At 56.9% G+C, this 23,934-nt stretch carries 20 protein-coding genes and 1 pseudogene; all 21 read right to left on the bottom strand.

Translation table 11 applies throughout. From position 1 onward, the window contains the following. Window positions 1-3: 3 nt before the first annotated feature. The 21 genes and pseudogenes from P406_RS18125 to tssC all read right to left on the bottom strand — a co-directional run bounded on the left by P406_RS18125 (window position 4) and on the right by tssC (window position 23,910). Complete coding sequence (locus tag P406_RS18125) at window positions 4-474, bottom strand: hypothetical protein (protein ID WP_046236929.1); 471 nt, start codon at window positions 472-474, stop codon at window positions 4-6. A 10-nt stretch (window positions 475-484) separates the two neighbouring features. Continuing rightward, on the bottom strand, window positions 485-2,521 hold the full coding sequence (locus P406_RS18120; protein ID WP_046236928.1) for a type VI secretion system Vgr family protein: 2,037 nt from the start codon (window positions 2,519-2,521) through the stop codon (window positions 485-487). Window positions 2,522-2,542: 21 nt separating this feature from the next. Then, window positions 2,543-3,550 (bottom strand): serine/threonine-protein kinase, encoded by a 1,008-nt coding sequence (locus P406_RS18115; RefSeq protein ID WP_046236927.1) that lies wholly within the window; start codon window positions 3,548-3,550, stop codon window positions 2,543-2,545. Then, complete coding sequence (locus tag P406_RS18110) at window positions 3,547-4,272, bottom strand: PP2C family protein-serine/threonine phosphatase (protein ID WP_003413669.1); 726 nt, start codon at window positions 4,270-4,272, stop codon at window positions 3,547-3,549. The genes P406_RS18115 and P406_RS18110 overlap by 4 nt, the downstream gene beginning before the upstream one ends. After that, entirely contained in the window at window positions 4,272-7,799 is a 3,528-nt protein-coding gene (gene tssM / locus P406_RS18105) for a type VI secretion system membrane subunit TssM (RefSeq protein ID WP_046236926.1), read from the bottom strand. Before tssM ends, P406_RS18110 begins: the two co-directional genes overlap by 1 nt. A 13-nt stretch (window positions 7,800-7,812) precedes the next feature. Beyond that, complete coding sequence (gene icmH / locus P406_RS18100; RefSeq protein ID WP_003413671.1) at window positions 7,813-8,688, bottom strand: type IVB secretion system protein IcmH/DotU; 876 nt, start codon at window positions 8,686-8,688, stop codon at window positions 7,813-7,815. Between the two features lie 5 nt (window positions 8,689-8,693). Next, entirely contained in the window at window positions 8,694-10,025 is a 1,332-nt protein-coding gene (tssK, locus tag P406_RS18095; protein ID WP_024652737.1) for a type VI secretion system baseplate subunit TssK, read from the bottom strand. 2 nt (window positions 10,026-10,027) lie between these two features. Next, window positions 10,028-10,528 (bottom strand): type VI secretion system lipoprotein TssJ, encoded by a 501-nt coding sequence (tssJ, locus tag P406_RS18090; protein WP_003413673.1) that lies wholly within the window; start codon window positions 10,526-10,528, stop codon window positions 10,028-10,030. Window positions 10,529-10,533: 5 nt separating this feature from the next. Further along, complete coding sequence (gene tagH / locus P406_RS18085) at window positions 10,534-11,730, bottom strand: type VI secretion system-associated FHA domain protein TagH (RefSeq protein WP_003413677.1); 1,197 nt, start codon at window positions 11,728-11,730, stop codon at window positions 10,534-10,536. Window positions 11,731-11,747: 17 nt separating this feature from the next. Next, window positions 11,748-11,888: a hypothetical protein gene (locus P406_RS18080; protein ID WP_017702037.1), complete on the bottom strand. Its 141-nt coding sequence runs from the start codon at window positions 11,886-11,888 to the stop codon at window positions 11,748-11,750. A gap of 87 nt (window positions 11,889-11,975) precedes the next feature. Beyond that, window positions 11,976-13,493 (bottom strand): sigma-54 interaction domain-containing protein, encoded by a 1,518-nt coding sequence (locus P406_RS18075; RefSeq protein WP_046236925.1) that lies wholly within the window; start codon window positions 13,491-13,493, stop codon window positions 11,976-11,978. 10 nt (window positions 13,494-13,503) lie between these two features. Continuing rightward, complete coding sequence (tssH, locus tag P406_RS18070) at window positions 13,504-16,152, bottom strand: type VI secretion system ATPase TssH (protein WP_046236924.1); 2,649 nt, start codon at window positions 16,150-16,152, stop codon at window positions 13,504-13,506. Window positions 16,153-16,165: 13 nt separating this feature from the next. Further along, complete coding sequence (gene tssG / locus P406_RS18065; protein WP_003413682.1) at window positions 16,166-17,173, bottom strand: type VI secretion system baseplate subunit TssG; 1,008 nt, start codon at window positions 17,171-17,173, stop codon at window positions 16,166-16,168. Beyond that, a complete protein-coding gene (tssF, locus tag P406_RS18060) occupies window positions 17,137-18,924 on the bottom strand; it encodes a type VI secretion system baseplate subunit TssF (RefSeq protein ID WP_024652733.1) in 1,788 nt (595 codons plus the stop codon). Before tssF ends, tssG begins: the two co-directional genes overlap by 37 nt. A gap of 125 nt (window positions 18,925-19,049) precedes the next feature. Then, entirely contained in the window at window positions 19,050-19,490 is a 441-nt protein-coding gene (locus P406_RS18055; RefSeq protein ID WP_167338286.1) for a hypothetical protein, read from the bottom strand. 506 nt (window positions 19,491-19,996) lie between these two features. Continuing rightward, window positions 19,997-20,194, bottom strand: a pseudogene (locus P406_RS28995) (type VI secretion system baseplate subunit TssF); the annotation flags it as partial. 69 nt (window positions 20,195-20,263) lie between these two features. Continuing rightward, entirely contained in the window at window positions 20,264-20,641 is a 378-nt protein-coding gene (locus P406_RS18045; RefSeq protein WP_046236922.1) for a hypothetical protein, read from the bottom strand. Further along, a complete protein-coding gene (locus P406_RS18040) occupies window positions 20,638-21,489 on the bottom strand; it encodes a hypothetical protein (protein ID WP_046236921.1) in 852 nt (283 codons plus the stop codon). Before P406_RS18040 ends, P406_RS18045 begins: the two co-directional genes overlap by 4 nt. A gap of 4 nt (window positions 21,490-21,493) precedes the next feature. After that, complete coding sequence (locus P406_RS18035; protein WP_046236920.1) at window positions 21,494-22,000, bottom strand: PAAR domain-containing protein; 507 nt, start codon at window positions 21,998-22,000, stop codon at window positions 21,494-21,496. A 10-nt stretch (window positions 22,001-22,010) separates the two neighbouring features. After that, the gene (tssE, locus tag P406_RS18030; protein ID WP_003413694.1) at window positions 22,011-22,418 is read right to left on the bottom strand and encodes a type VI secretion system baseplate subunit TssE; all 408 of its coding nucleotides are present in this window, start codon (window positions 22,416-22,418) and stop codon (window positions 22,011-22,013) included. 13 nt (window positions 22,419-22,431) lie between these two features. Then, window positions 22,432-23,910 (bottom strand): type VI secretion system contractile sheath large subunit, encoded by a 1,479-nt coding sequence (tssC, locus tag P406_RS18025; protein ID WP_003413696.1) that lies wholly within the window; start codon window positions 23,908-23,910, stop codon window positions 22,432-22,434. Window positions 23,911-23,934: the final 24 nt, after the last annotated feature.

Here is a 23,934-nt window from a genome sequence, read left to right as displayed (position 1 = left end):
TTATTACTCACTGTACTCATCACAGTAGAAAACTGAACTTCCTTGTTGCTTCGGATTTGCTATTAAAACAGGCGACATACCGTCTTTTTGATTGAGCTTAATATTCGTAAATTTAGCTTTAAGTGTAGCCTCAACGGTCGCAGGGCTGTCTTTTAAATATATAGCATGAACACTAAATGGTCCTTTATAGGGTATGGCTATTTGATTTACTGCCAATCCATAGAACGTATCATTTACGCAGTAAAAAGCAGCCTCATCGACTCTGCAAGGCTCTAGCTTTCGTTCAGTAAAATACGCACCGCTGGCTTTCTTCGTCACAGGATCAAGGTAGATATTCTTGATCTGGCAAGCTTCGATTCCACGGAATTGTTCTTCCAACGTGGTATTAGAACATGCACTTATAGTGACCAGCGCTAAAACAGAAAAGGTCAGTTTTAAGCGTCTCAGCGTCGACTGTGAATTAGTGTTAATCATGAGTTTATCCTTATTCAGAAAACGCAAAAAAAGCCTTCGGTTCAACCTTCTCAGGCGGAGCATTCACCAACGCCGGATCCATCAAACTCCCCGCCTTATCTTTATCCACAACCCCCGGCAACCTGGGCGGCTTGATGCCTATCCCGGTGCCGGTTCCGGCGGAGCCTCCAGCGTTGACCTTCGCGATCGGGCCGATCATGGTTATCCCGCCCGCGTCGAGCTTGATGAAGCTCCCGCCCGCTTTCACGGTGAGCTCCACGCCTGCCTCGATGACGATCTTTTCGCCGGCCTTCAGGTGAATCTCGGTGCCTGCGCTGGTCAGTTGCGCGGTGCCTAGTTTCACGTGCTGGTTCTGCGCGACGGTCAGGTGGTCGTCCATGCGCACTTCGGTCTTGCGGTCGGCGTGGGTGGTGCGGTGTTCTTCGGCTTTCAGCTCGGTGTAGGTGTTCTTTTCGACCGTGTCGTGGCGTTCGTTGCCGACGCGGATTTTCTGGTCGTTTTCGATGTTCTCGTCCCAGTCCCGCTGGGCATGGATGAAGATCTGTTCCGCCCCTTTTTTATCTTCGATGCGCAGTTCGTTGTAGCCCCCACCGCCAGGGGAGCTGAAGGTCTTGAATACCGTGCGGGTCTTGTTGGTCGGCAGCGGGTACGGAACCTGGTTTTCCTTGTGATACAGGCAGCCGGTCACCAGCGGTTGGTCCGGGTCGCCCTCAAGGAATGACACCAGCACTTCCATCCCTACGCGCGGGATGCTGATGCCGCCGTAGCGATCGCCCGCCCAACTGCTGGAAACGCGTAGCCAGCAACTGGTCTTGTCATCGGCCAGGCCTTCGCGGTCCCAGAAGAACTGGACCTTCACACGGCCATACTGGTCGCAGTGAATCTCTTCACCCTTGGGCCCGGTGACCACGGCGGTCTGGCTGCCGAGCACGCGAGGCTTGGGGTGTTGCAGTGCCGGGCGATAAAAGACTGCCCACGGGGTTGCCAGGAATCGGTTGCGATAGCCGTGGTGGAAGTCGTCCTTGTTGTTGGTGGTGTCGCTGGTCACCGACTCTTCCAACACTTGCGGCTGCTTGCCTTCATGGACGATCTCGGTCAGCAGCCACAAGTCGTTCCACTCCGCGCGTGGGTGCTCGGATAACGGAAGAAAATGCCCGCTCTTGAGCGTGGTCTGATCGCCCCAGCCTTCGGCTTGCTGATAGTCGGCGCGATGGCGCTCAAGGGCGCGCTGGCTGAGGAATTTACCCCGCGCACGATCCAGGAAGCGGCCTGGGTAGTCGTAGTCTTCCAGGTCTGGCTCAGTGCTGTCGCCAGCAGGCTTGTAGGCCGCTTCGAGTTGCAGGTTGGGTTTTTCAAAGTCGTAGTCGCGACGGGTGATGCGACTGGTTCGGGTTTCCAGACGCAGTTGGAATCCCTTTATCACCGGCACGTCAGCGACCAGGCCGCTGCCTTGCACATAAGCCGTGGGCCCACTCAGCTTGGGGAAGACCGTTTGATCGTCGCCGAAGACCAGCACATGCCCTTCCTGGCTGTGCTGGAAGTGGTAGTGAACCCCCTCTTCCTCGCACAGCCGCTGGACGAAGTGCAGATCGGTTTCATCGTACTGCACGCAGTAATCGCGCGCCGGGCATGGCTGGCCGAGCTGAAAGCTGTAGCCGTTGCCCTTGATTCCATGCTCTTCCAGGATCAGCGCGATGATTTGCTGCGCCGACATCTGCTGATAGATGCGCTGGTTGGTCCGGTGATGCAGGTACTGCAACTGCGGCACCAACGACAGGGTGTAACGCGTCAGACGCTTGCCCGCGTCGCCTTGGGCGATGCGGTAGATCTGCCCGTGGATGCCATTCCCCTGTGGATCGAACGCCAGAAATGCCTGCTTGTGCAGAAGCGTCTCCAGATCGATGTCGGGGTTTTCGCTGACCAGTTCCAGGTCGAACCGAAACGGTTGGCTGATGCTTTCAGTGCCTGTAAACGACAACACTTGCAGGTCGCCTGAAAAATCTTTGACGGTCAGACTGAAGTGCGTTTCGTTAGAAGGATTGAACATTGTTTGCTCCCTGTTCGGTCGTCATCCGTTACACCAAGGTATCAAGCGTTGCAGCCTGGACGAGGTGGCGGCGAAAGCGTCACGCAGTTGTTTGGCAGTGATCTTGCGATCCTGTGCATCGAATGTCAGTGCCGACCGCAAAGCGGGCCAGCAGTGTTTCGGTAAATTCCTGGGTGCCTTCAACTCACGCTCAAGACGCTCGTCACGCGCCTGGGTCGACGGCAAGCGGCGAAACGGGTGCTTGCCTCCCGACAGTTCAAAAATCACACAGGCAACGCCATACACATCGGCGCTGGCTGAAAGTGCCTGGCCTTCCAGCAATTCCGGGGCTGCATAGCCCGGAGTCCAAGCGTTGAAACGGTCGCGACTCAGGTGAGGCAGGCCCGGCATTACGCCCTCCTCGGCCTGGCCAAGGCCAAAGTCGAACAGGCGCACGCCTTCTTCGCTGAGCATGACATTGCTGGGCTTCATGTCGCCATGCAACACGCCGCGGGCATGGGCATAAGCCAGTGCGTCGAGCAGCGCCAGTGCAATGTCACGCAATTCTTTCCACGGCAGGCCCAAAGGCCGTTCGCATAGCAGTTTGTCCAAGGTCAACCCACGCATGAGCTCCATGGTGATGAAGGCCCGCTGGCAGTTAGTGTCCACTTCGAACGTGTGCAAGCGCAGCACGTTGTTGTGACGAAGGCGTCGGGTCAGGGCGAACTCGCTGTAAAGCAAGGCGCTTGCATCCGGCGACTCGGCAAATTCTTCGCTGAGAATTTTCAGCGCAACATAAGGATCAGGCTCGCCGAACTGTTCGCTCAGCAAGTCCTTGGCCCGGTAGACCGCGCCCATGCCACCGGCACCGAGTAGTCGCTCGATACGATAACGACCTGCCAGCACGTCGGGCATCTCACCGATACTGGCCTTGGTCGGCGCCAGCACAGATTCGGCCTTGTGTGATTTGGCAAACGCGAAGTAGGTCAGGTTGCTGTCCTGCTCTTCGCTCACCGGCAGGTCGTCGTTCGGGCGCATGAGTTCAGTCATTTGCGGATCACCACGGCCGTCAGATTGTCTCGCGCAGAACCACGCAAGGCGCCATCGAACAAGCGCTCCAGCGCCACCTGTGGCGCGGTCAGGCTCAAGGCGCTACCGAGTGCATCGCTGCCAAGTCCCTGATACAGGCCATCGCTGCACAGCAAAAATGCGTCGCCGGGATATACCTCAAGCTCCAATACATCCAGGGTCAACTGTTCTGCCGCACCGACCGCGCGCGTCAAGGCGTGCGCGGAAGGATGAGCTCTGGCCTGTTCGACGCTCATTTTCTCCTCGTCGATCAGTTGCTGTTGCAGCGAGTGGTCTTTGGACAGCTGGTACAGACGCTGTCCGCGCCATAAGTAACAACGGCTATCGCCCGCCCAGATACAGGCGGCGCGATTGCCCTCAACCATCAGCGCCACTACCGTGCTGCCCATGATGCTGTCATGGCGACCCGCGGTGACTGTCAATTCCTGACCCAGACGGCGGTTGAGCCAGTGCAGACATTGACGAATGCCCTTGAGGCGTTCGTCAAAGCCTTCCTGCACAGGCAGTTCCGCCAGGCTGGCGACGATCAACTGACTGGCAACATCGCCACCCTGATGACCGCCCATGCCATCCGCGACCACCCACAGCCCATGCTGCGGGGAATCCAGAAAAGCATCTTCGTTACGCGCCCGTACCTTGCCGGCATCGGTGCGCGCAGCGCTGCGCCAAGGGCTGGCCAGCATCAAAGCTGCCCCGGCATACGGAAGGTGCGCAGTGCGCCCATGTCAAACGGGTTCGGCGTACGCTGGCTGGTCAACAGGTAGTTGGCGCGCAAACCACCCACGTCAGCCTTGAGCACCAACACGTCGCGCCCGGTCAGGTATTCGGTCTGCATCAGGTCGAACAGACGGAACAGCGACCATGGACCGGTATTCTTCTCAAGCCCCAGCGGACGACCCACCATTCTGTCGAGTACCAGACTGGTGCGACCGTCTTCCGCATCTGTAGGCCATTTGAAGGACACCGGTACGATCGGACCGTGACGGTATTCAATGGTCTTGTCGCCAAACTTGAACTCGGAGCGACTGACAGACGGGTCAAGGGTGTAAGGCTCCAGCTTGAACTGCACCTGCGGCTCGGCCGGGTTGTCGGCGAAGAAGCTCTGGCGGATCACCAGTGCCGCGGCCATCTGGTCGAGATAGACCTTGGAAACCGGCAGGCTGTAGCCATCGACGCTGCGCATGCGATAGTTGCCTGCATCGCCACTCACGAACGGACGCATGTAGTTATCGAAGAAGCGATCGGCAATGCCCTGAGCCTTGAAGAACTCACGGAAGTCACTGATTGCCACGTCGCTGGCGCTGTGCGCGTCGAAGGGATAGCGCTTGCTGATCGCCTTGCCATAGAAGCTGTACAGCTCGCTCTGATAGCGCTGGTTAAGGTACTGATAGGAATCGCCCAGCACCAGGCGCCAGGTGTCTTCAGCCAGAACGTTGAACCACACGCCTACCGGACGCGGCAAACGGCCGGACGCCGTGCGCAGATTGCTCAACGCATCGCGCTGGCCACCCATTCGGCTTTTGGCCATTTCGAAGGCGGCCTGATCCGGCGAGCTGGAACGTGCAAGGCTCGCCATCTGCAGTTGCAGCTCATTGAGAGCGGCCAGGGCAGGCGTCAGGTCGGCAGTCGGTCCGTTGTTGTCATCCAGCAAGCGGTGCAACGGCTCGAAGCGACTTTGCAGAGACTTCCTCGCGGTATCCGGCAGTTTTTTCGCCAATGCATCCGATGCCTTGCCTGCTGCAGCAACTGCCAGTTTGCCAAGCTTGCCACCATTCTCTGTCAGTTGCCCTGCTGCATCGGCAGCTTCTTCTGCTGAATCGGCAACCACCGGGAAGCGAGTATTTTCACGCACCTCTATGAGCAACTGGATGACCGGGGAGTTGGCTGACGTCAGGCCGGCCAACTGCTCGGCGCCTTCGCCGAAGTCATTGATTGCTGGCAGTTGAACCTCGCCTATCGCTTCACCCCAATAGTTGGCGTAGTCGCGGAAGTACAGCTGCTCCAGTTCAACCATCAGGCGGCGCAAGTCCATCGTGCTGAGACCGGCACCTTCACCCAGAACCCAGTTATCGCTCAGGATGTCAGTGACCAGTTTGGTGCCCTGAACCGAGAAATACTGCTGGTAGCCCTGTTGGGTGTAGAAGCCGGGGATCGTGTAATCGGTACCGACAAACAGCGCACCCTGAGGGCCAAGGTGCTGGCCCAAAGTGTATTCCGGCAGATTGCGGGCCTGCTCGCGCAGCATGCGGTAAACCACGGTCGCAAGGGATTCGCTGCGCAGAATCTGACGCGCCTGAGCCACCAGCGGATCATTCAGCGGGTAGCTGAATGGCTGCTTCAACAAACGATCAAAATGGGTGTTCAAGCCGTTCTGTACCGCAGTGTTGCCGGTATAGCGCTGGGACCATTCGGCAGCGACCCAATCCTTGAGCCACTGAGCGTCGCGGCGATCCGTCATGTTCAGCATCAGGTACGCACGCAGGCTGTTGAGCAGGCGGTCGCGATCCTTGGTGTTGGCGCGGATCTGGCTTTCCAGCAAGTTTGCAACACGGGGCAGCAACTGGTCGTGAAGCTCACGTTCGTAAGCGACCCTGACCACCGGATTGACGTCTTCGCCTTGATACAGACCGCCACGTTCGTGATAACTCACGTCACCTTTTTCCGGGAAGACTTGAGTGGCTGCGTAACTGGTGTCGAGCGTTTTGAGCACCGCCATGGAGTCATCGCGAGCGCTCAGCGCCGAACGTTGCTGAGTCCAGGTCTGAGCCAGACTGCGCAGGTTTTCCAGACGTGAATAGTTAGCCGAAAAACCGCCAGCCCACAGTACGCCGAACAGCGCCAACGCTGCCAGCGCGCCCACGTACAACGCACGTTGGCCCCAATGGATGCGACTGCGCTCACGCTTGTCCAGTCCCGCAAGATCGGCTTCCGGAAAGATGACCCGGCTGAGCAGATGGTGGATAAATCGTGATCGGCCGCTGCGCAGGGTAGGCAACACTCCGGCATTCATACCCAGATTGGCGCCGATGCCAGCCGTAGTAGCGTCCATTTCCTCTGTCAGATGTGGCGCACTGGTCAGGTAAAAGCCGCGCAACTGACTGACACGCTGGTAGCGGTTACCGGTAAATGCCAGATCGACAAACAGGCACAGGCGCTCGCCGATCTGCCCGAGTCGATGCGGGAAGTCGAGAATTCGACCACGACGCTGCGTGTCACGCTCTTGATGCATGCGCATGATCACCTGACTGTTCAGGCGACGCAGCAGCTCTTCGAACTCGGTGCGCAACACCGCCACATCAGTACCCATCTGCTCTTTGCGGAAGCTCGTGCCGAGGACCTGATCGCTTTCTTCACGCGTCAGTTGATCGAAGAACTCTTCAAAACCCAATAAACGGTCGGCCTTGCTCAGGACCAGATAGATGGGCACATCGACGTGCAGTTTCTGATGCACGTCCTGCAAGCGCGCACGCACCTGACGAGCGAGTGTTTCAAGGTTCTGTTCACTGTCGTTCAGCAGGGTTTCGACCGGAATGGTCACCAGTACACCGTTAAGCGGACGATTGCGGCGACGCTTGCGCAGCAGTTCCAGCAAGGTGTTCCAGGCACTGCCGTCGACTTCGGCGTCAGGCTGGGTCAGGTAGCGGCCAGCGGTGTCGATAAGCACGCCGTGATCGGCGAAGTACCAGTCACAATGACGGGTGCCCAGAGTGTCCCGTGTCAGTTTGCGTTCAATCTTGTTGATCGGAAACTCAAGGCCCGAGAAATCCAGCAGGCTGGTTTTGCCACTGCCTTGCGGACCTATCAGCAGGTACCAAGGCAAGTCGCTGCGCCAGCGTTCACTACGGCCGCGATAAAGGCTCGAGGTTTTCAGCGTTTTCAACGCAGCCTTGAAGCGCGTTTTCAGTTCCTTCTGCTCTTCGTCGATCTGCTCTTCACGGCGAATGCGATCCTGGCCGTCTTCGCTGTCTTCGATGGCTTTCTTGCGAACACCCGCGCGCCAACTGACGAAAACCATCGTCAGGCCCCAGATCAGGAACAGCACGCTGATGGTCAGCAGTCGCGATGTGGAGCTTTCCCAGAACTTGTAATCATCTACCGCCAGCAGCGGCCCGGCGAACCACACCAACAGCGCAACAAACAGCACCAGCAGCAGCGTCCAGACCCATGTCTTGCGCAGGAATGCGCCGACTTTCTTGAAGAAGTTTTTCATCATGCGTCCCTGTTTACGGCTGCGACTGCGGCTGGACCGCCGCCGGATCAAACGGCTGATATGGTTGTAAGATGGTTTCGCGTTGATCGCCCAGTACCCAGGCGAAGCCGAAATACATCACTGCCAGACAGACCAGGGTAAACAACACCACCATCCAGGCAGGCACGATGCGCACCAAGCTGCGACGTCGATTGTTCAAGCCTTCCCAATGGGGTGACAGTTCACGTGGCACATCACCGCGCAATTGACGAATCTGGCGATACAGCGCATCACGGATACCTTCAAGCTCGAGCATGCCGCGCGCCTGCACCCGGTACTTGCCCTCGAAGCCGAGCGACAGACACAGGTACATCAATTCCAGCATCGGCAGGTGCTTGACCGGGTTTTTCGACAGCCGATCAAGCAGCTGAAAAAACTTTTCACCACCGAAGGTTTCATTGTGGAAGCTGCTGAGCAGGCTCATCTGCGACCACTCGCTTTCGTTACCCCACGGGGTGGTCACCACCGCCTCGTCCACCACCGTGCACAACACGTAACGGGCGGCCATCACCTGGCTGCTTTCAGCACCGTTGTGCAACGCGCGGACTTCAAACAGCTTCAGACCTGCAGTCAGACGCTCGTTGAGCGCATAGAGGTCTTCACGCGTGTCGCTATGCTTGAGGCGTACCACTTCCGACAGCAGGTCGGAGCCAGCCGCAACCAGCGAATTGAGGCTGATGTTGAAGGCCTCGGCCGGGCGCAGGCGTGCCGCGTAAATCATGCGCTCTTCCAGTTGCTCGAACCGTGGCGGAGCAGCAAAGTCCGTCAGCGGGCTCGCCGCGGGGCCGTGGCCCTGGCGATCGAGCAGGACGGTTTTATCGTCCTGGTTGTAATTCGTATCCTTACTCATGTCGGTCAGTTCCTGATAGCCCAGAATTTCAGTTCAAGCTCGGCAAATTCGCCGGACACATGGAACGCGAAGCCGCCGGAGCGCTCGAGTTGCGCCAGATCTTCGGAACTGAGTTCGAGGATGAAATAGGTTTTGTTGGAATGGAACGCGATCTGCCGCGGGGCCACTGGTAATGGCTTGACCTTGATACCAGGCAGATGAAGGTTGACCAGTTGGCGGATACGCTCCACAGGACCGACCTTGAGGTGCGCTGGCAAACGGTGACGCAGCTCCTCGGAGTCGCAATTTGCGCTGGCTGCCAGAACGAACGACGCCGATCCCAACAGCTTGTGATCATGCAGCGGCGATACGATGATGCCGTACTGACGCGCCTGCAGAACCAGTTCGATGGCGTGCTGTTCCAGCACCATCGACAGCACCTGACGGATCGCCTCCATCAGCTTGCGGAAGCTGGCCCCCTGATCGCTGTGCTGGTAGCGGCTGTCCAGACGCGGTCTCTTGCTATCGCTCGAAAACGTCGCCAGATCGCCAAGCATGGTCAGCAGCGTGCGATACAACTCTTCAGGGTGCACCTGCTCGAGGTCCAGGTAGTGACGCAGCAGCAACTCGGTACGGTTGATCAGTTGCAGCATCATGAAGTCGCCGACTTCGGCACCACCTACTTTACCGTTGGAGCGGATCCGGTCAGCGATGGTGTCGCCCCGGTGGCTGAGCATGCTGATGACTTCCTTGAGGCAAGACAGCAGGTAGCTGGAAGCGTGAGCCTGGAGGTAAGTCGGTACAAAATCGGGATCAAGGCTGATCACACCATCCGGCGTCGTGTCGAGCACTTCACAGACCTTCAGCTTCACGTAAGCCTGATCGCTTTGCTGCTGGCCAAGCAACAGTTTGAAGTCGGGACGACCACAGCTGACCTGACTCGATGAGTCATCGCCAGCGTTGGAGTCGGACACCTCTGCCTCGTAGGCGGTATAGCGCGCCAGCACGTCGGATTGCTCGGGACGACGCGACTCGATGTGGTTACCCGTGACCAGCGGCAGCGCGAGATAGATCGGTGTATTACCGGTATTGGGCGGCACATCGAGCGCCAGCGGCTCAGTGTTGCCCCCCAACTCGAACAGGCTGCCGTCCGGAAGGATTCCCGAAGCATGGCTGATCACCAGTTTGCCCATATTGAGAAACTGCAGGTCGATGTCCAGACTCAGAAAACCCCACGTGTAGCTCCCCAATAGCTGGGTACGGGTTTTCATCTGGTGATCGTAGTAGCGATCGTTGTGCTGGAAGTGCTGCGGACGCAGCAACATGCCTTCCTGCCAAATGACTTTATGGGATTTCATGGTCAGTCATCTGCCTTGGCGAGCGGTTCATGAGTGTTACGAATGCCGTTCTGATCGAGAGTCAGGTCAGCATCAGTGATACCTACCGGTGTTACCTGCAGCGTGTAGCGCCATCTGCTGTCCGGCAGGTCCCGATAGGCTGCAAGAACGCCGACGTAACGGCTGCCTTCCTGCAGGCTGAGCTTGAGCTCGACGGTTTCACCCGGACGCAGTTCCAGCTCTTCAGACGCAACCATGTCCGGGGCCAGAGATTCTTTTGCGCGCTCATACAAGCTGAAGAAATCTGCGTTTTCAAACGCTACCGGGTGCTTGAGCTCGAACAGGCGCACAACAACGGGTGACGGGCGACCGTTGAGGTCCGGGTTCACCTGGTCGCTGGCGGTCAGCTTCAGGTTGAGCTTGGTGACGTTTGAGTAAGGCGACAACGCAGAGCAGCCGGCCAGCACCAACACGGCGGTGAGCGCAGCCAGCATGTTAAAGAAAGCAGTCGAGCGGCGAGACATGCGCATCATCCTTGGTGGTCAGTGTGGAGTGTGGAAATCAAACGAATCTGCTCTTCGTAGGCCTGAGCGAAATCCCGGGTCAGAAGGCGCTCGCTCCAATCGGTATCCTGGCGCAGCGCTTGGTGATAACGCCCGTAAGCTCTCCAGCGGCTGCCGGAAGTGGCGATTAGCGGCTTGTTATCGCGCTCGAAACGCAGCATGAGCTGTTGCGGCGAGAAGTGCTCGAGGGTGCCTCGAACAGCTGCACGGCTGGCGGTCAGCAAGGCGACCTGGTGAGCCTGCAAATCACGGAATGCACGGGAGATCGCCTGCTCGGCCGGCAACTGCCCTGGCTTGTTGGCGTGCAACAGAATGTCCAGCGCCTCACCGGCATCGACGGCAAACTTCAACGGGTTTTTCTGCGTACCTTGCACGATGGTCTGCGCAAGACGTAGTTCGTTTTTGAGTTCGCTGCGAGTGCGCAGGCTCTGCTGTAAACCGCCGACGCTTTGCTTGAGCAAGCGAGCTGCATTCAAGGCCAACGCTTCTTTAGCATCGTGATCGAGCCCTTTGAGATCTACGCCCAGCGCTGCACCGAATTTTTCCCAGAAGCCGTCGCTCTGACGCTCAACCGGTGGTGGCGGTGGCGCAGGTGCAGGTTCTTTTGGAACCTCGACCAGTTCCGGCACCAGCAGGCTTTCCATATCGATACGTGCATAGTCTGCACGCTGTTTGCCATCATCAACGGCGATACTCGGTGAGATCAGTTCTTCGATTTCCGAGTAAACGCGCTCTTGCTGATCAAGGGCATTCAGCGGATCGAGATCGAGAAACGCGTCGTCCGGAATGATGCTGCCTGCAGCCTGCGGGCGGCCGACTTCTACGTCAAAAGCCGCCGGGTCGCGTACCAGTCGGGCACGAATCTCAAAATCGCCCAGAGTGTATTCACTGCCATGCTCGATGCGTGTCGCTTCACCCTTGCGCAGGCGCGTGCCGTTCGTGCTGTCCTGAATACCATTGCTGCTGGTATCGGTCAGGAAAAACGAGCCGTCGCGATAGCTGATCAGCGCGTGATGATTGGACAGGTGCCGCTTGCGGTCCGGGATTATCCAGTCGCAATCGTCCCCTCTGCCGATCACGCCGCCAGCCTGCTTGAAGGTCTTTTGGCACAAGTCAGTGGGTACGAATTGCTTGGTGTTCAGCATTTCGAAAACCAGTTCCATGATGATGCTCCTTGCGGTCACTTGCCGCGGTTGACCGCCTGCGGATCACCCAATGGGCGATAAGTGTTGTCGTTGAATTTGTAGTTGCCGCTGCAGCCCCCGACGCCGCATAAAACGACAACAGTGAGCAGGACGGCTTGCCAGTGACGAACAGACATCAGATGGTCTCCAGAAGTGAGTAAAAAGCGCCGCCCCTTTCGGGAAACGCTGTCAGAAGCGAATAAGGTGAAAACAAGTGCTTTTGCCTAACCATTGAAGTCACCCAGGTTGATATTCAGGCGCCCCAAACGGTAAAGCAGCGTGCGTCTAGGCAGACCGAGTTCACGCGCGGAAAGAGTCTGGTTGCCGTCGTTCTTGCGCAGGCAATCGAGCAACAGGCTGCGCTCTACCTGCTCCAGCCGCTCGCGCAGATTGGGGCTGCTGCCTTCAGCCATGACTGCCGGGCGCAGTGAGAAATGCTCCGCCAGCAACTCGCTGCCCTCGCACAGCAGAACAGCACGCTCGACCAGGCCTTTGAGTTCGCGCACATTGCCGGGAAACGTATAACCGGACAGGAGATCAAGAGCTGCGTCCGACCAGCGCAACGGGCTCCGTTGCAAGAACGCACACGTCTTGTCGACGAAGTGCCGCGCCAGGTCGAGAATGTCACCCTCTCGATTGCGCAGGGCAGGCAGCTCAATAGGAAATTGCGCAAGACGGTAATACAAGTCCTCGCGGAATTTGCCTTCGCTGACCATCGCCGACAGGTCACGATGCGTTGCTGCAAGAATGCGCACGTCGATCTTGCGCGTATCGTTGCAACCCAATGGGCGAATCTCGCCCTCTTGCAGCACGCGCAGCAGCTTGGCTTGCAGCGGCATGGGAATGTCGCCGATTTCGTCGAGCAACAGCGTGCCGCCATTGGCAGCCTCGAACAGCCCGGTACGATCACTGTCAGCACCTGTAAAGGCGCCTTTGCGATAGCCGAAAAGCTCGCTTTCAAGTAAGTGCTCTGGAAATGCCGCACAGTTCTGAACAATGAAAGGCTGAGAGCGACGCGGCCCGAAGTCGTGAATAGCCCGGGCAACCACTTCCTTGCCGGTGCCGGTCTCTCCCCGCAGCAATACCGTGTACGGGCTGTGCAGCACCTTGCTGATCATCGTGTAGGTCTGACGCATGCTTGCGCTTTTTCCGATCAAACCGTATCCGCTGACGCTTGGCGTACTGAGCACTGCCGGTCGTACCTCATCCACAGGCTTATGCAAGCGTTGCAGCAGGTTGAGTTGACCCAGTACGAACGAGCCGAACTGACCAAGGGAATCAGCAAAACCCTGCAGATCGACATGTCGGCGACTTGCGCATAACAACAGGCCTTCGACAGCTTGCTGATGGTTGACGACCGGGACACACAGCAGCGACTGCCACGGCGTACTTTGCGTCGGCAGAAAACTGGTTTCGTGCAGGCTGCTGCCCAGTTCGCCAAGGCAAACCACACGATTCTGACAAAGGGCAAATTGCAACAACTGTTCGCCGTTGTAATCCACCGGCAGGCTTGCCGCTTCCCTTGGTTGCAGCATCCCGTCCAGACACTCGGCTCTCATCTTCAAACACTTATGAGTGGCGTCCAGCAGATAAAGCTGCGACAGCTCGCAGCCGCTGAGCTCAGCAAGGCCGCGTACAAAATCCCCCAGCAATTCGGCACCATTCACCGCCCGCGCCACGCCGGCGAATTGCGCCAACAAGGCTTCGGCATACGCCAGCGGCTGCGGCATCTGAGTGAACATCACACCCACCTCAGGCGAACTCACATGTCACGCTGCCGGAACTGTCCAGCGTGGCATGAACACGCTTCAGACTTTCTCCGCTAGCCATGGCATCAAGCAGGCGGTCAGCTACCAGCGGCAGGACATGAAGATCCAGCAGATGGTCGATCAGACGCGCACCGCTGTCGCTTTGAGTGCAACGCTGCGCCAAGTGATCAACGAGGTCCTGGCAGTAAGTGAACTCCAGTTGACGACGGTTGAGGCGCTCGCCCAGGCGACCGAGTTTGATTTCGATCAGCTCGCGTAACACCGGCCCGCTGACCGGGTAGTAAGGCACTACGCGCATACGTGCCAGTAACGCTGGCTTGAAGTGTTTGCTGAGGACTGGGCGGATGGTCTCCTCAAGCACTTCGGCGGTTGGCCGCGCGCCGTCTTCGCACAGTGCGCTGATCTGGTCGCTGCCGAGGTTAGATGTCATCAGAATCAGCGTATTGCGGAAGTCGATCTCGCGTCCCTCGCCGTCGTTGGCCACCCCCTTGTCGAAGATCTGATAGAACAGGTTGAGCACATCCGGGTCGGCTTTCTCGACTTCATCAAGCAGCACGACCGAGTACGGCTTCTGACGCACGGCTTCGGTGAGCATGCCGCCTTCGCCATAACCGACGTAACCTGGCGGCGCACCGATCAGGCGCGAAACGGTATGCTTCTCCTGAAACTCGGACATATTGATGGTGGTGATAAAACGATCACCGCCGTACAACAGATCGGCGAGCGCCAGTGCCGTTTCAGTCTTGCCAACGCCGCTCGGCCCCACCAGCAGAAACACGCCAACCGGCGCATCGGGCTTGTTCAAGCCAGCGGCAGTGGCGCGCATGGAGCGATCAAGGGCGTGAACGGCCTGCTCTTGACCACGGATGCGAATACGAAGGTCCTTGGCAAAACTGGCAACCTTGGCGTTGTGCTCACGAGCCAGTTGCGCCAACGGGACACCGGTCCAGGCGCTGATCACCTCAGCCACAAGACGCGGGCAGACCTCGAAGCTCACAAGTCGCTCCTTGACCTGCAGTGCGACCAAGGAGACATGTGCCTCGTTCAGGGCTGCGGTCAGCGCCTCTACGCTTTGCGTCTCATCGAGCGCAACGGCTTCGATGACCGTGCCCTCGTCGTCCTCTGCGATTTCAATGACTGGCTCGGCAGCTTCTGCTTCACGCGCCTTGGCCAGTTGCTGACGCAGTTCCAGCAAGCGTTCGGCCAGTGTTTTCTGTTCGAGCCACAACGCTTCCAGCACAGCCCTTTCTTCTTCGGCAGCTTTCAGGCGCGCTTCCAGCGCTTCCAACGCCTCGTGATCAATCAGCAGACCGGCTTCGGCGTCGCGACGCAGTGCCTGACGCTGGCGACCACCTTCAGCCAGCTCGCCACGCAGACGCTCAAGGCTCTCCGGCGCGGCAGCCAGGCTGATACGCACTCGCGCACACGCCGTATCGAGGACATCGACGGCTTTGTCAGGCAGCTGGCGGCCAGCGAGATAACGTGCAGACAACTCGGCAGCGGCGACTACGGCGTCATCGCGCAGGTAGATGCCATGGCTTTTCTCATAGACCTGTGCCAGGCCGCGCAGGATCGTGACGGCTTCGCTGACGGTCGGTTCATGCAATTGAACAGGCTGGAAACGACGGGCCAGTGCCGGGTCTTTCTCGAAATACTTTTTGTACTCCGCCCAGGTCGTGGCCGCGATGGTGCGCAGCTCGCCACGCGCCAGCGCCGGCTTGAGCAGGTTGGCTGCATCGGAGCCACCGGCGTTGCCGCCAGCACCGATCAGCGTATGGGCTTCGTCGATGAACAGAATGATCGGCTTCGGCGACGCTTTGACCTCGTCGATCACACCTTTGAGACGACGCTCGAACTCACCCTTGACGCTGGCACCGGCCTGCAGAAGGCCCATGTCCAGCGACAGCAGCTCAACGCCCTTGAGCGCCTGCGGCACTTCACCTGCAGCAATGCGGGATGCGAGACCTTCAACGATGGCAGTTTTACCGACACCCGCTTCACCGACCACAATCGGATTGTTCTTGCGGCGCCGAGCCAGGATGTCGACCATCTGCCGAATCGCGCCATCGCGACACAGCACCGGATCAAGCTTGCCATCGCGGGCCTGCTGGGTCAGGTTGTGAGTGAAGCGCTCCAACAGCGATTCACCCTGGGCGGCCGATTTGCCGTTGGCAGGCTGCTCCTGTTGGGACAGAGCAAACTCTTTCAGCCGATCAATATTCAGTTTGGCCAGCAAAGGCTGATAGCGGCTACCGGCGTAGCGCATCGGGTTGCGCAGCAATGCAAGGATCAGCGCAGCCTGTTCGACCTGGGTCTGACCCAATTCAAGGTTGGCCACCAGCAGGGCATCCTGCAGCCACTGCACCAGCTCCGGAGCAAACACCGGGTTGCGTGAAGCACTGTGCTCGACTCGCGATTGCAGGGAGGCGCTCAATTCACCTGCATCCACTTCAGCATCCTGCAGGGCACGCGAGAGCAGACCTTGCGGACGCTCAAGCAGCTCCAGCAACAGATCTTCAACCAGAATCTTGCTGCCGCCACGGGCGACACAGCGCTCCGCAGAACTTTCCAGATCACGGCGGGTTTCGGCGTCCAGCGCTTGAATAAGTTGTTGCAGGTCTACGTTGCTCATCAGTCATTGATCCTTAATGAATTTTGCTGCCCAAGGTCACCACACCGTCCGCGTTTTCGCGACCGAGCCAACTGGTCCATCCCAGGCGACAGGCGTTCTGTTCACCTATACGCAGCTCGCGGATTTCTTCCTGGCGCAGAACCAGTCGAATGTCGTAGTCGAGTGGATCACGCAGCGTGAAACGCACCAGCGCGCACAGCGGTTGATAGCCGAAACCGATCGGCAGAAATTCGTGAAAGCGTTGCCAGTCGAGTTCGCGGATGTGAATGCGGAACTTGCCGCTGCGGTCACGCACGTGATCGCCCAACACAAGGTCCTCACCGAGCATGCTGTTGGCATGCCCCAGGCGATTGCGCTGTTCGTCGAGAATCTCCACGCGGCGCTCGATGCACTGCTCAATGGTCAGTTCGGCGTGCTTGAAGTAATAACGCAGCACTGCCTCGATCAGCGCAGCCGAGTGCGCACGCAGGCTGAGCAAGCCCAGGTAGGGCAGCAGACGCTTCCAGTTCAGTTCCTGAGCACGTCGAATCTCTTCGCCGCCCAGGCCGATCAAGGCAAACAGCTGTGCGGAAAACGGATCGAGCGCGCCGCTTTCAAAACTGGCCCGGTAGCGATACTTCTTCCAGATCGGCAACATCAGCCGTTGCAAACGGTGATGGAACAGGTCGAGGAAGTTGCGCGTCGGGTTGCCGTCTTCGCTGTCGCCCAGCGCCTGCTCACCGTAGAACGCCGGCAGTGGCGAACCCGAACCGACCAGACCGATCAGGTTGAACTGCATGCGTGCGCGCATCTGCCCATGCTCGTGGAAAAACTCCACGCGATTGACGTCACTCGACGGGAAGCCAAGGCTGGGGTTGGCCTGAAATTCAAGCTGGTCGTACAGGTCGTCTTCGCTCAGGTGCGGGTGCACATCGCGCAGCCGGTCAACGACCAGCAGCACGGCCTGAAACAACGAGTACTCGCGTATACCCAGGGTCAGCCCGCTTAAAGCAGGGGCTGGAGGCCCATACGTGGTGTCCATTGGTACACTTCTCCCTGTGTGCTTTTTACCCGCAGTTCGTGATACGAATTGAGGCTGGCGTAAAGCGCGAAAAACTCGTTGAGAACCGAAGCGAATACGAACATATCGCCTTCACCGATATAGCCTTCCGGGTCGATGGTCAGCTCAGTGCGCAACCCGCGTACCGGCAACCCTCGGTGCAGTCTGTCTACGTGTCGATGCTTGATCGATTTCAAACCGCCCAGCAGGCGCTTGCTGACTTTTTCCGCGTGCTGGTCGTAGTACCGGGGCAAATCGTACGTTTCCAGAATCACTTTCAGCGCATTGACGTCAGCCAGAGACAAGTAGTTGAGCGACATATTGCTGATCAACTTCCACAGGAAGTCACGGTTCAGCGGGGGCGCGAAACTGGAAGTGGCGGGTGTGATATTGCGGAAACTCAAAAACTCCGGCGTGTCTTCGCAGGCCACGTTGATGTCGCCCAGTTTGAGTTTGCGTGGCAGGTTCTGGTTGGTGCACATCAACTCGATCGACAGGGTTTCGTGCGCTTCTGTGTGGCGAATGCCGAAGCTCAGGTAAGTGTCGAGGCCTTCATGCAGCAAAGAAGAACGCTGGCGAATGCTGTAATGCGGACGGCTGTTGGGCACGTCGAAACTGGGGTCGTGCTCGAAGGATTCGAACGGCACATAATCCTGATAGCCAAGACCTCCCGGCTTCCAACCGGTCACGGTCTCAACCGAAAAGACGCCACAGGTTTCCAGGTTATATTCGGCTGGCAGCAGCAGGTACTCGTCCTGCTTGCCATCAAGGCGAATCGGCAAGGCGTCGTGCTTGAACAAGTTGACGATCGGCGTGCAATGCAGCTTTACGTTATCCAGGGTGGGACGAAGACGCTGAATACCGCTCTTGCGAATATCGAAGCGCAACTCAAGACCGCGCACTTGTTTGAGTGTCTCTTCTGGCAGCGCGTTGAGCAGATCCAGACCGTTGATGTCGACGAACAGGAACTTGTCCTGAAACGCGAAGTACTCCTGCAGGTAGCGATAGCCACGAAACGTGTTCAGCGGATACGGGATCAGCGCTTCTTCTTCGGCAAACCCTACCGGCTGCACGCGATCGCCCGGCATCGTGAACGCCATCGGCATCCCATTGACACCGTTGATGGGCTTGCCAGTACCGTCCAGCGGGATCAGCTCGATACCCTCAAGATTGCGTAGCAGGCAGAGATACAGCATCTGGCTGATGTAACGCTCGCCTGCAAAATGCAAACGCAGGCGGCTCAGTTCAAGCTCACCCAGGTGACCTTCAGCGCTCATCTCCAGGCGCAAGCTGAGCAACGAACCACCGCCTTTCACCGAGTAATTCAGCGCGGTCAGATCCAGCGCCTGAACTTCGGTCGGGTAGCACGTACGGAAGCGACAACGCACGTCATTAATCGGCTTGCTATCGACCGGTGTATCACGTTCGACCGTCAGCGCAGGACCCGAACGTTTCAACGGATCAAACTGCAAAATACTGAACGCCGGCAACGGCCGCATGTAATTGGGCCACAGCAGGTGCATCAGCGAATGGCTGAGTTCCGGCAGCTCGTCATCCAGCTTCTGACGCAACCGACCGGTCAGAAACGCAAAGCCCTCGAGCAACCGCTCCACATCCGGATCCCGCCCGGCCTGCCCCAGAAACGGCGCCAACGCCGGACTACGCTCGGCGAAGCGACGACCAAGCTGGCGCAGTGCAGTGAGTTCGCTTTGGTAGTAGTGGTTAAAGGACACGGAGTACCTTCCTGGTGTTGGATCTCATGAAAAAACTGTCCTGTAGATTTCGCCCGATGTCCGACTTGACCGTTGCATGGCACCTGCAGGTTGGCCTGGGCCGGCGCAACGGCTCATGCGGAGGCTCAGTTTTCAATGTGTACATAAGGGGTGTTGCTGATAAACATATTCAGCCAATGCGATTCCCACTGGGGCATGGCGATGTCGAACGTTTTTTTATCTCGATTGAAATAGATCCAGGCAATGCCGACAGTTTCGTTATCTTCGGTCACCCTCATATCCAGTGATTGAGTGTCGTACAGAGGTGTACGGTAAACCTCTTGTGGGTTTTGCCTATCAATCACTCTCAAGTAAGCCATTCCACCAAGCGTGAGGATCCTCCCAACCCTAACGTTCTCCAAAATATACCGACCGGAAGGACTGACTACCGTCGAACTGGCGGGATAATTTTTCATCGTAGTGACAACAGAAAACAGCAGTACAGAAAGTACCACGAGCAAAACGATCGCCCGGCGAATACCTTTTCGATTCGTACCAATAAAAAAATTGCTAAACACAGGCATCATTCCCCACTCTCGCTCAATGGCTCTACCGCATACGACGTATTACTTACAAAACGATTCATCCAATATTCTTCCCAACGCTGAGAGTGGAATATGAATTTCTTCTCACTGGTCAGAAATTCAACGTTAGGAATACTCACCGCCCCTTCAACCTCACTTACTTGCATTTTCAGAAGTTTCGTCGGATATAGCGGACTTCGGTAAATATATTCAGGAGCGTCCTGATTCGTGACTCGAAGATAGGAAAGGGCTTTCCCGAAAAATAAAGAAACAAAGGGCACGCGCTCCACTATGTACTGCTTTGAATAACTCAATTCGATAACATCTGGTCGGCGCTGAGACAAATTATCATCAACGAAATAGAATGATAGCGCCACGAGCATCAAGGATGCTGACAAAACCAGACGTGCGCTTCTGAAACGCGTTCGCACCAACAAATTTCGCCAGATTTCTCCAACCATTACACCCACCTCAAACCAAAACTTCAAAACTAAACCAATATGCCATCCAAGTTCCGGCAGCTCGACATCGAACTTCTGACGCAGCCGACCGGTCAGAGACGCGAAGCCCTTGAGCAGCCGCTCCACATCCGAATCCCGTCCGGCCTGCCCCAGAAACAGCGCCAGCGCCGGACTACGCCCGGCGAAGCGACGACCAAGCTGGCGCATTGCAGTGAGTTCGCTTTGGTAGTAATGGTTAAAGGACATGTCTGGCTGCCTGCGTATTCATTCGTTTTATGTGCACTGAAGCTACTGAGAGTACGACTATGGAAAATTTTATTTGAGATCCCGAGCCAGCCAGAACCTTTCAAATTTGCCAGCCACCGCTATTGCCAGAGCAGTAAGCCCGCCCGTCAAAACGCTATAAGCTACTGCTCGAACAGGATAAAGTGGCAGCAGATAAACCAATATCAACACAACCATTAAAACAACAGCGCACCACTTAAAAAGCTGCTTTGGAATTACAGCAACTACCAAATTCAAAAAAATAAATAGATAAAAAACCATGTACATGGCAATCCCAATGGAAGCACCCCGAGAAGTCAAGCCACCAAAGATCACCTTGTAGAGAGAAACCCCATAGTAATTAGCAACGACATAAATGACGCAGGCAAAAAAATGTATGAGCAAGCCCCGCGCTATCCTGGCAATCATCTTTTCCACTCTCCATATTTATCTACATAATCTTGCGTGATGGGACTTCTCAATTTCTGGTCAGAGGTGCCCAGGTACACTGTGCTAGTCACCACATTCTCGCGATAGCCCATTCGACCAGCAAATACCCTTACCCTTTCAGTGCGCAGCTTAAAGTTCTCAGAGGCCCACAAGGCGCCGCGTAGCACCATATAATTATCGTACTCGTTGGTTTTGTCCTCCTTTGGAAATATAGGGAGGCCATCACCATACTTCATACCCGTTTCAACGGTTTTCTTGATGGCGGCCTCCACAAGTTTCGTTTCTTCCAAATATAAACGGTAGGTATCGGTGGCGAAGGGAATCTGTCCAACACCGTCAGCCCAGTAGGGCTCTCCTTCGATCATTACCATTAAAAACCCAGCGCCGCCATCTGAGCTATTTTTCCAGTCACCGGGCATGTTAGGAGCGAAGCTAATTGACATTCTGTCAATATTTGAAAACCTTATAATTTCTGCCCAAGTCATTTGTCTATAGGCATTGTAAGCGTCTGTACCAGCCGTATTAGACTCCGGATTCACCCAACACTTTTTCCGGTAATGATCAGCCAAAGGTTCAAACCATTGAACTGCTTCCGCGTACAGTTTCTCAGCCTTCATAATTCGGAACTGAACATCTGACGCATTCGGTTTTAGAGCAAAAAGAGGTACTCCATTTCCTCTGGTTATCAGCCACACGCTGGGCAAAGGAAGCTCTTTCGGTTCTTTATCTTCACTTGGCGTCGTTTCGGCTCTAATTTTCAGCTCCGTTTTCCCATCGGAGGTCTTAAAAATATGCGCAGTGCCATCGATAACAATAGAGGTTTCCACGCGCTTACTCCGCCGACACGTAGATGCTAACCATCTCGCCTTGTTTACCGGTGGAAAAACATCCTGTATTCCCGGTTACTGATGTACAGCCTGCTTTCTCTAGGCCGCTATCAGAAACCATTCTGTAATTCAGGTTCGTAACTGGCTGGCCATCCGCAGTATGAAAAGCAAAAATACGGTTAAAGACTCCTGGAATAACTATTGGCTCTGGTGGCACAAACGGCGCCGGCGTATGGGAATTCCCGATAATCACTGTCCCGGAACCGGCGATCACTTTGTTGCCGTGAGTCCCGACGGAATCAACCGTAGCGGCCGGTTTTCCGTTGATCAGCACGGTGGTCGCCAAACCACCCGACATCGCACCACCACACGCCGAGGCATCGCCTTGGCGGGCGGCCGGGAGGCCGTCGAAAAACACGTTGCTGGAGCCAGCAACGATAGGATTGGTGCCGTGGCCGGGGAGCGGGCAAGCCGTTGGGTCGGTGACGCGTGCTGCTGGTTTTCCGGACATACGAATCTCCTTAGTTGACCTTTACTTGACCGCTACCATCCAGGCGAGCGGCGAAACTGACCTGACGCTTGAAACCCTCGACTTCCAGCAGGCCTTCAATGCTGAAGGACAAGCGAAGCTGATCGTGATCACGCGGCAGGGAAATGACACGCACATTGCTCAAGCGCGGCTCGTAGGCTTCGATGAAGCTTTCGATGGCCAGGCGGGCTTGACTCAGAGAGTCGTGCAGGCTCAGACGCATGTCATTGAGATCGGGTAGCCCGTAGTCGGACAGCGTTTGCACGCTGCCCGCACGGGTGCTGAGCATCTTGGCCAGATGGGCAGCCACGGACGCCGTGGCTGAAACCTCGCGGCTCCAACTGACGCGTTTTTCCGCATCGCCATTGAGGCGTTCGAAAAGGCTGCCGTATCCGGTCATGAGTGAACTCCGTTTACTCTTTGTCCAGCTTGCCAACCAGCGACAGGGTGAAATCAGCACCCATGTATTTGAAGTGCGGGCGCACGTTCAGGCTGACGCGGTACCAGCCGGGCTCGCCTTCGACGTCGCTGACGGTGATCTGGGCGGCGCGCAACGGGCGACGACCACGCACTTCGGCGCTCGGGTTTTCCTGGTCGGCGACGTACTGACGGATCCACTTGTTCAGTTCCAGCTCAAGGTCGGTACGCTCTTTCCACGAACCGAGTTGCTCGCGCTGCAGCACTTTCAAGTAGTGAGCCAGGCGGTTGACGATCATCATGTACGGCAGCTGGGTGCCCAGCTTGTAGTTCAGCTCTGCAGCCTTGCCTTCAGCGCTGTTACCGAAGAACTTCGGCTTCTGCACGGAACTGGCGGAGAAGAACGCCGCGTTGTCGCTGCCCTTACGCATGGTCAGAGAGATGAAGCCTTCCTCAGCCAGTTCGTATTCACGACGGTCGCTGACCAGGACCTCGGTAGGGATCTTGGTCTCGATTTCGCCCATGCTTTCGAAATGGTGCAACGGCAGGTCTTCAACTGCACCGCCGCTCTGCGGGCCGATGATGTTCGGGCACCAGCGGAACTTGGCGAAACTGTCGGTCAGCTTGGTGCCGAACGCGTAAGCCGTGTTGCCCCACAGATAATGCTCGTGGCTGTTGGCGACGGTTTCCTTGTACACGAACGACTTGACGGGGTTTTCTTGCGGGTCGTACGGGTTGCGCAGCAAGAAGCGTGGAACGGTCAGGCCGACATAACGGGAATCTTCCGACTGGCGGAAGCTCTGCCATTTTGCGAACTGCGGACCTTCGAAGTGATCTTTCAGATCCTTCAGGTCCGGCAAGCCGGAGAAGCTTTCCAGACCGAAGAATTTCGGGCCGGCAGCAGCAATGAACGGCGCATGAGACATGCAGGCTACGCTGGATACGTACTGCATGAGTTTCACGTCCGGCGAGCTAGGGGACATGAAATAGTTGGCGATGATCGCGCCCACTGGCTGACCACCGAACTGGCCGTATTCTGCGGTGTAGATGTGTTTGTACAGGCCCGACTGCATCACTTCCGGCGAGTCTTCGAAGTCTTCCAGCAAATCATCTTTGGAGACGTTGAGGATTTCGATCTTGATGTTTTCACGGAAGTTGGTGCGATCGACCAACAACTGCAGGCCACGCCACGACGATTCCAGGGACTGGAAGTCTGGGTGGTGCAGGATTTCGTCCATCTGGCGGCTGAGCTTGGCATCGATCTCGGCGATCATGCGGTCGACCATTGCCTTCTTGACCGGCTCACCGTCGTTCTGCGGCTTTAGCAGCTCTTCAATGAAGGCCGATACGCCACGCTTGGCGATGTCATAGGCTTCGTCGTCACGCGTCAGACTGGTCTGGGCAATGATGCTGTCGAGAATACTGTGTTCGCTTGTCTCAACGCTTTTTTGCTTTGCTGAGCTATTGCTTGGCATGAATTTGACTTCCTTGGCTGATAG

The organism is Pseudomonas syringae pv. coryli str. NCPPB 4273 (genome assembly GCF_000972175.1).
GTDB classification, from domain to species: domain Bacteria; phylum Pseudomonadota; class Gammaproteobacteria; order Pseudomonadales; family Pseudomonadaceae; genus Aquipseudomonas; species Aquipseudomonas syringae.
The sequence above is the reverse complement of the archived record's forward strand: the minus strand, read 5'-3'. Positions and strand labels throughout refer to the sequence as shown.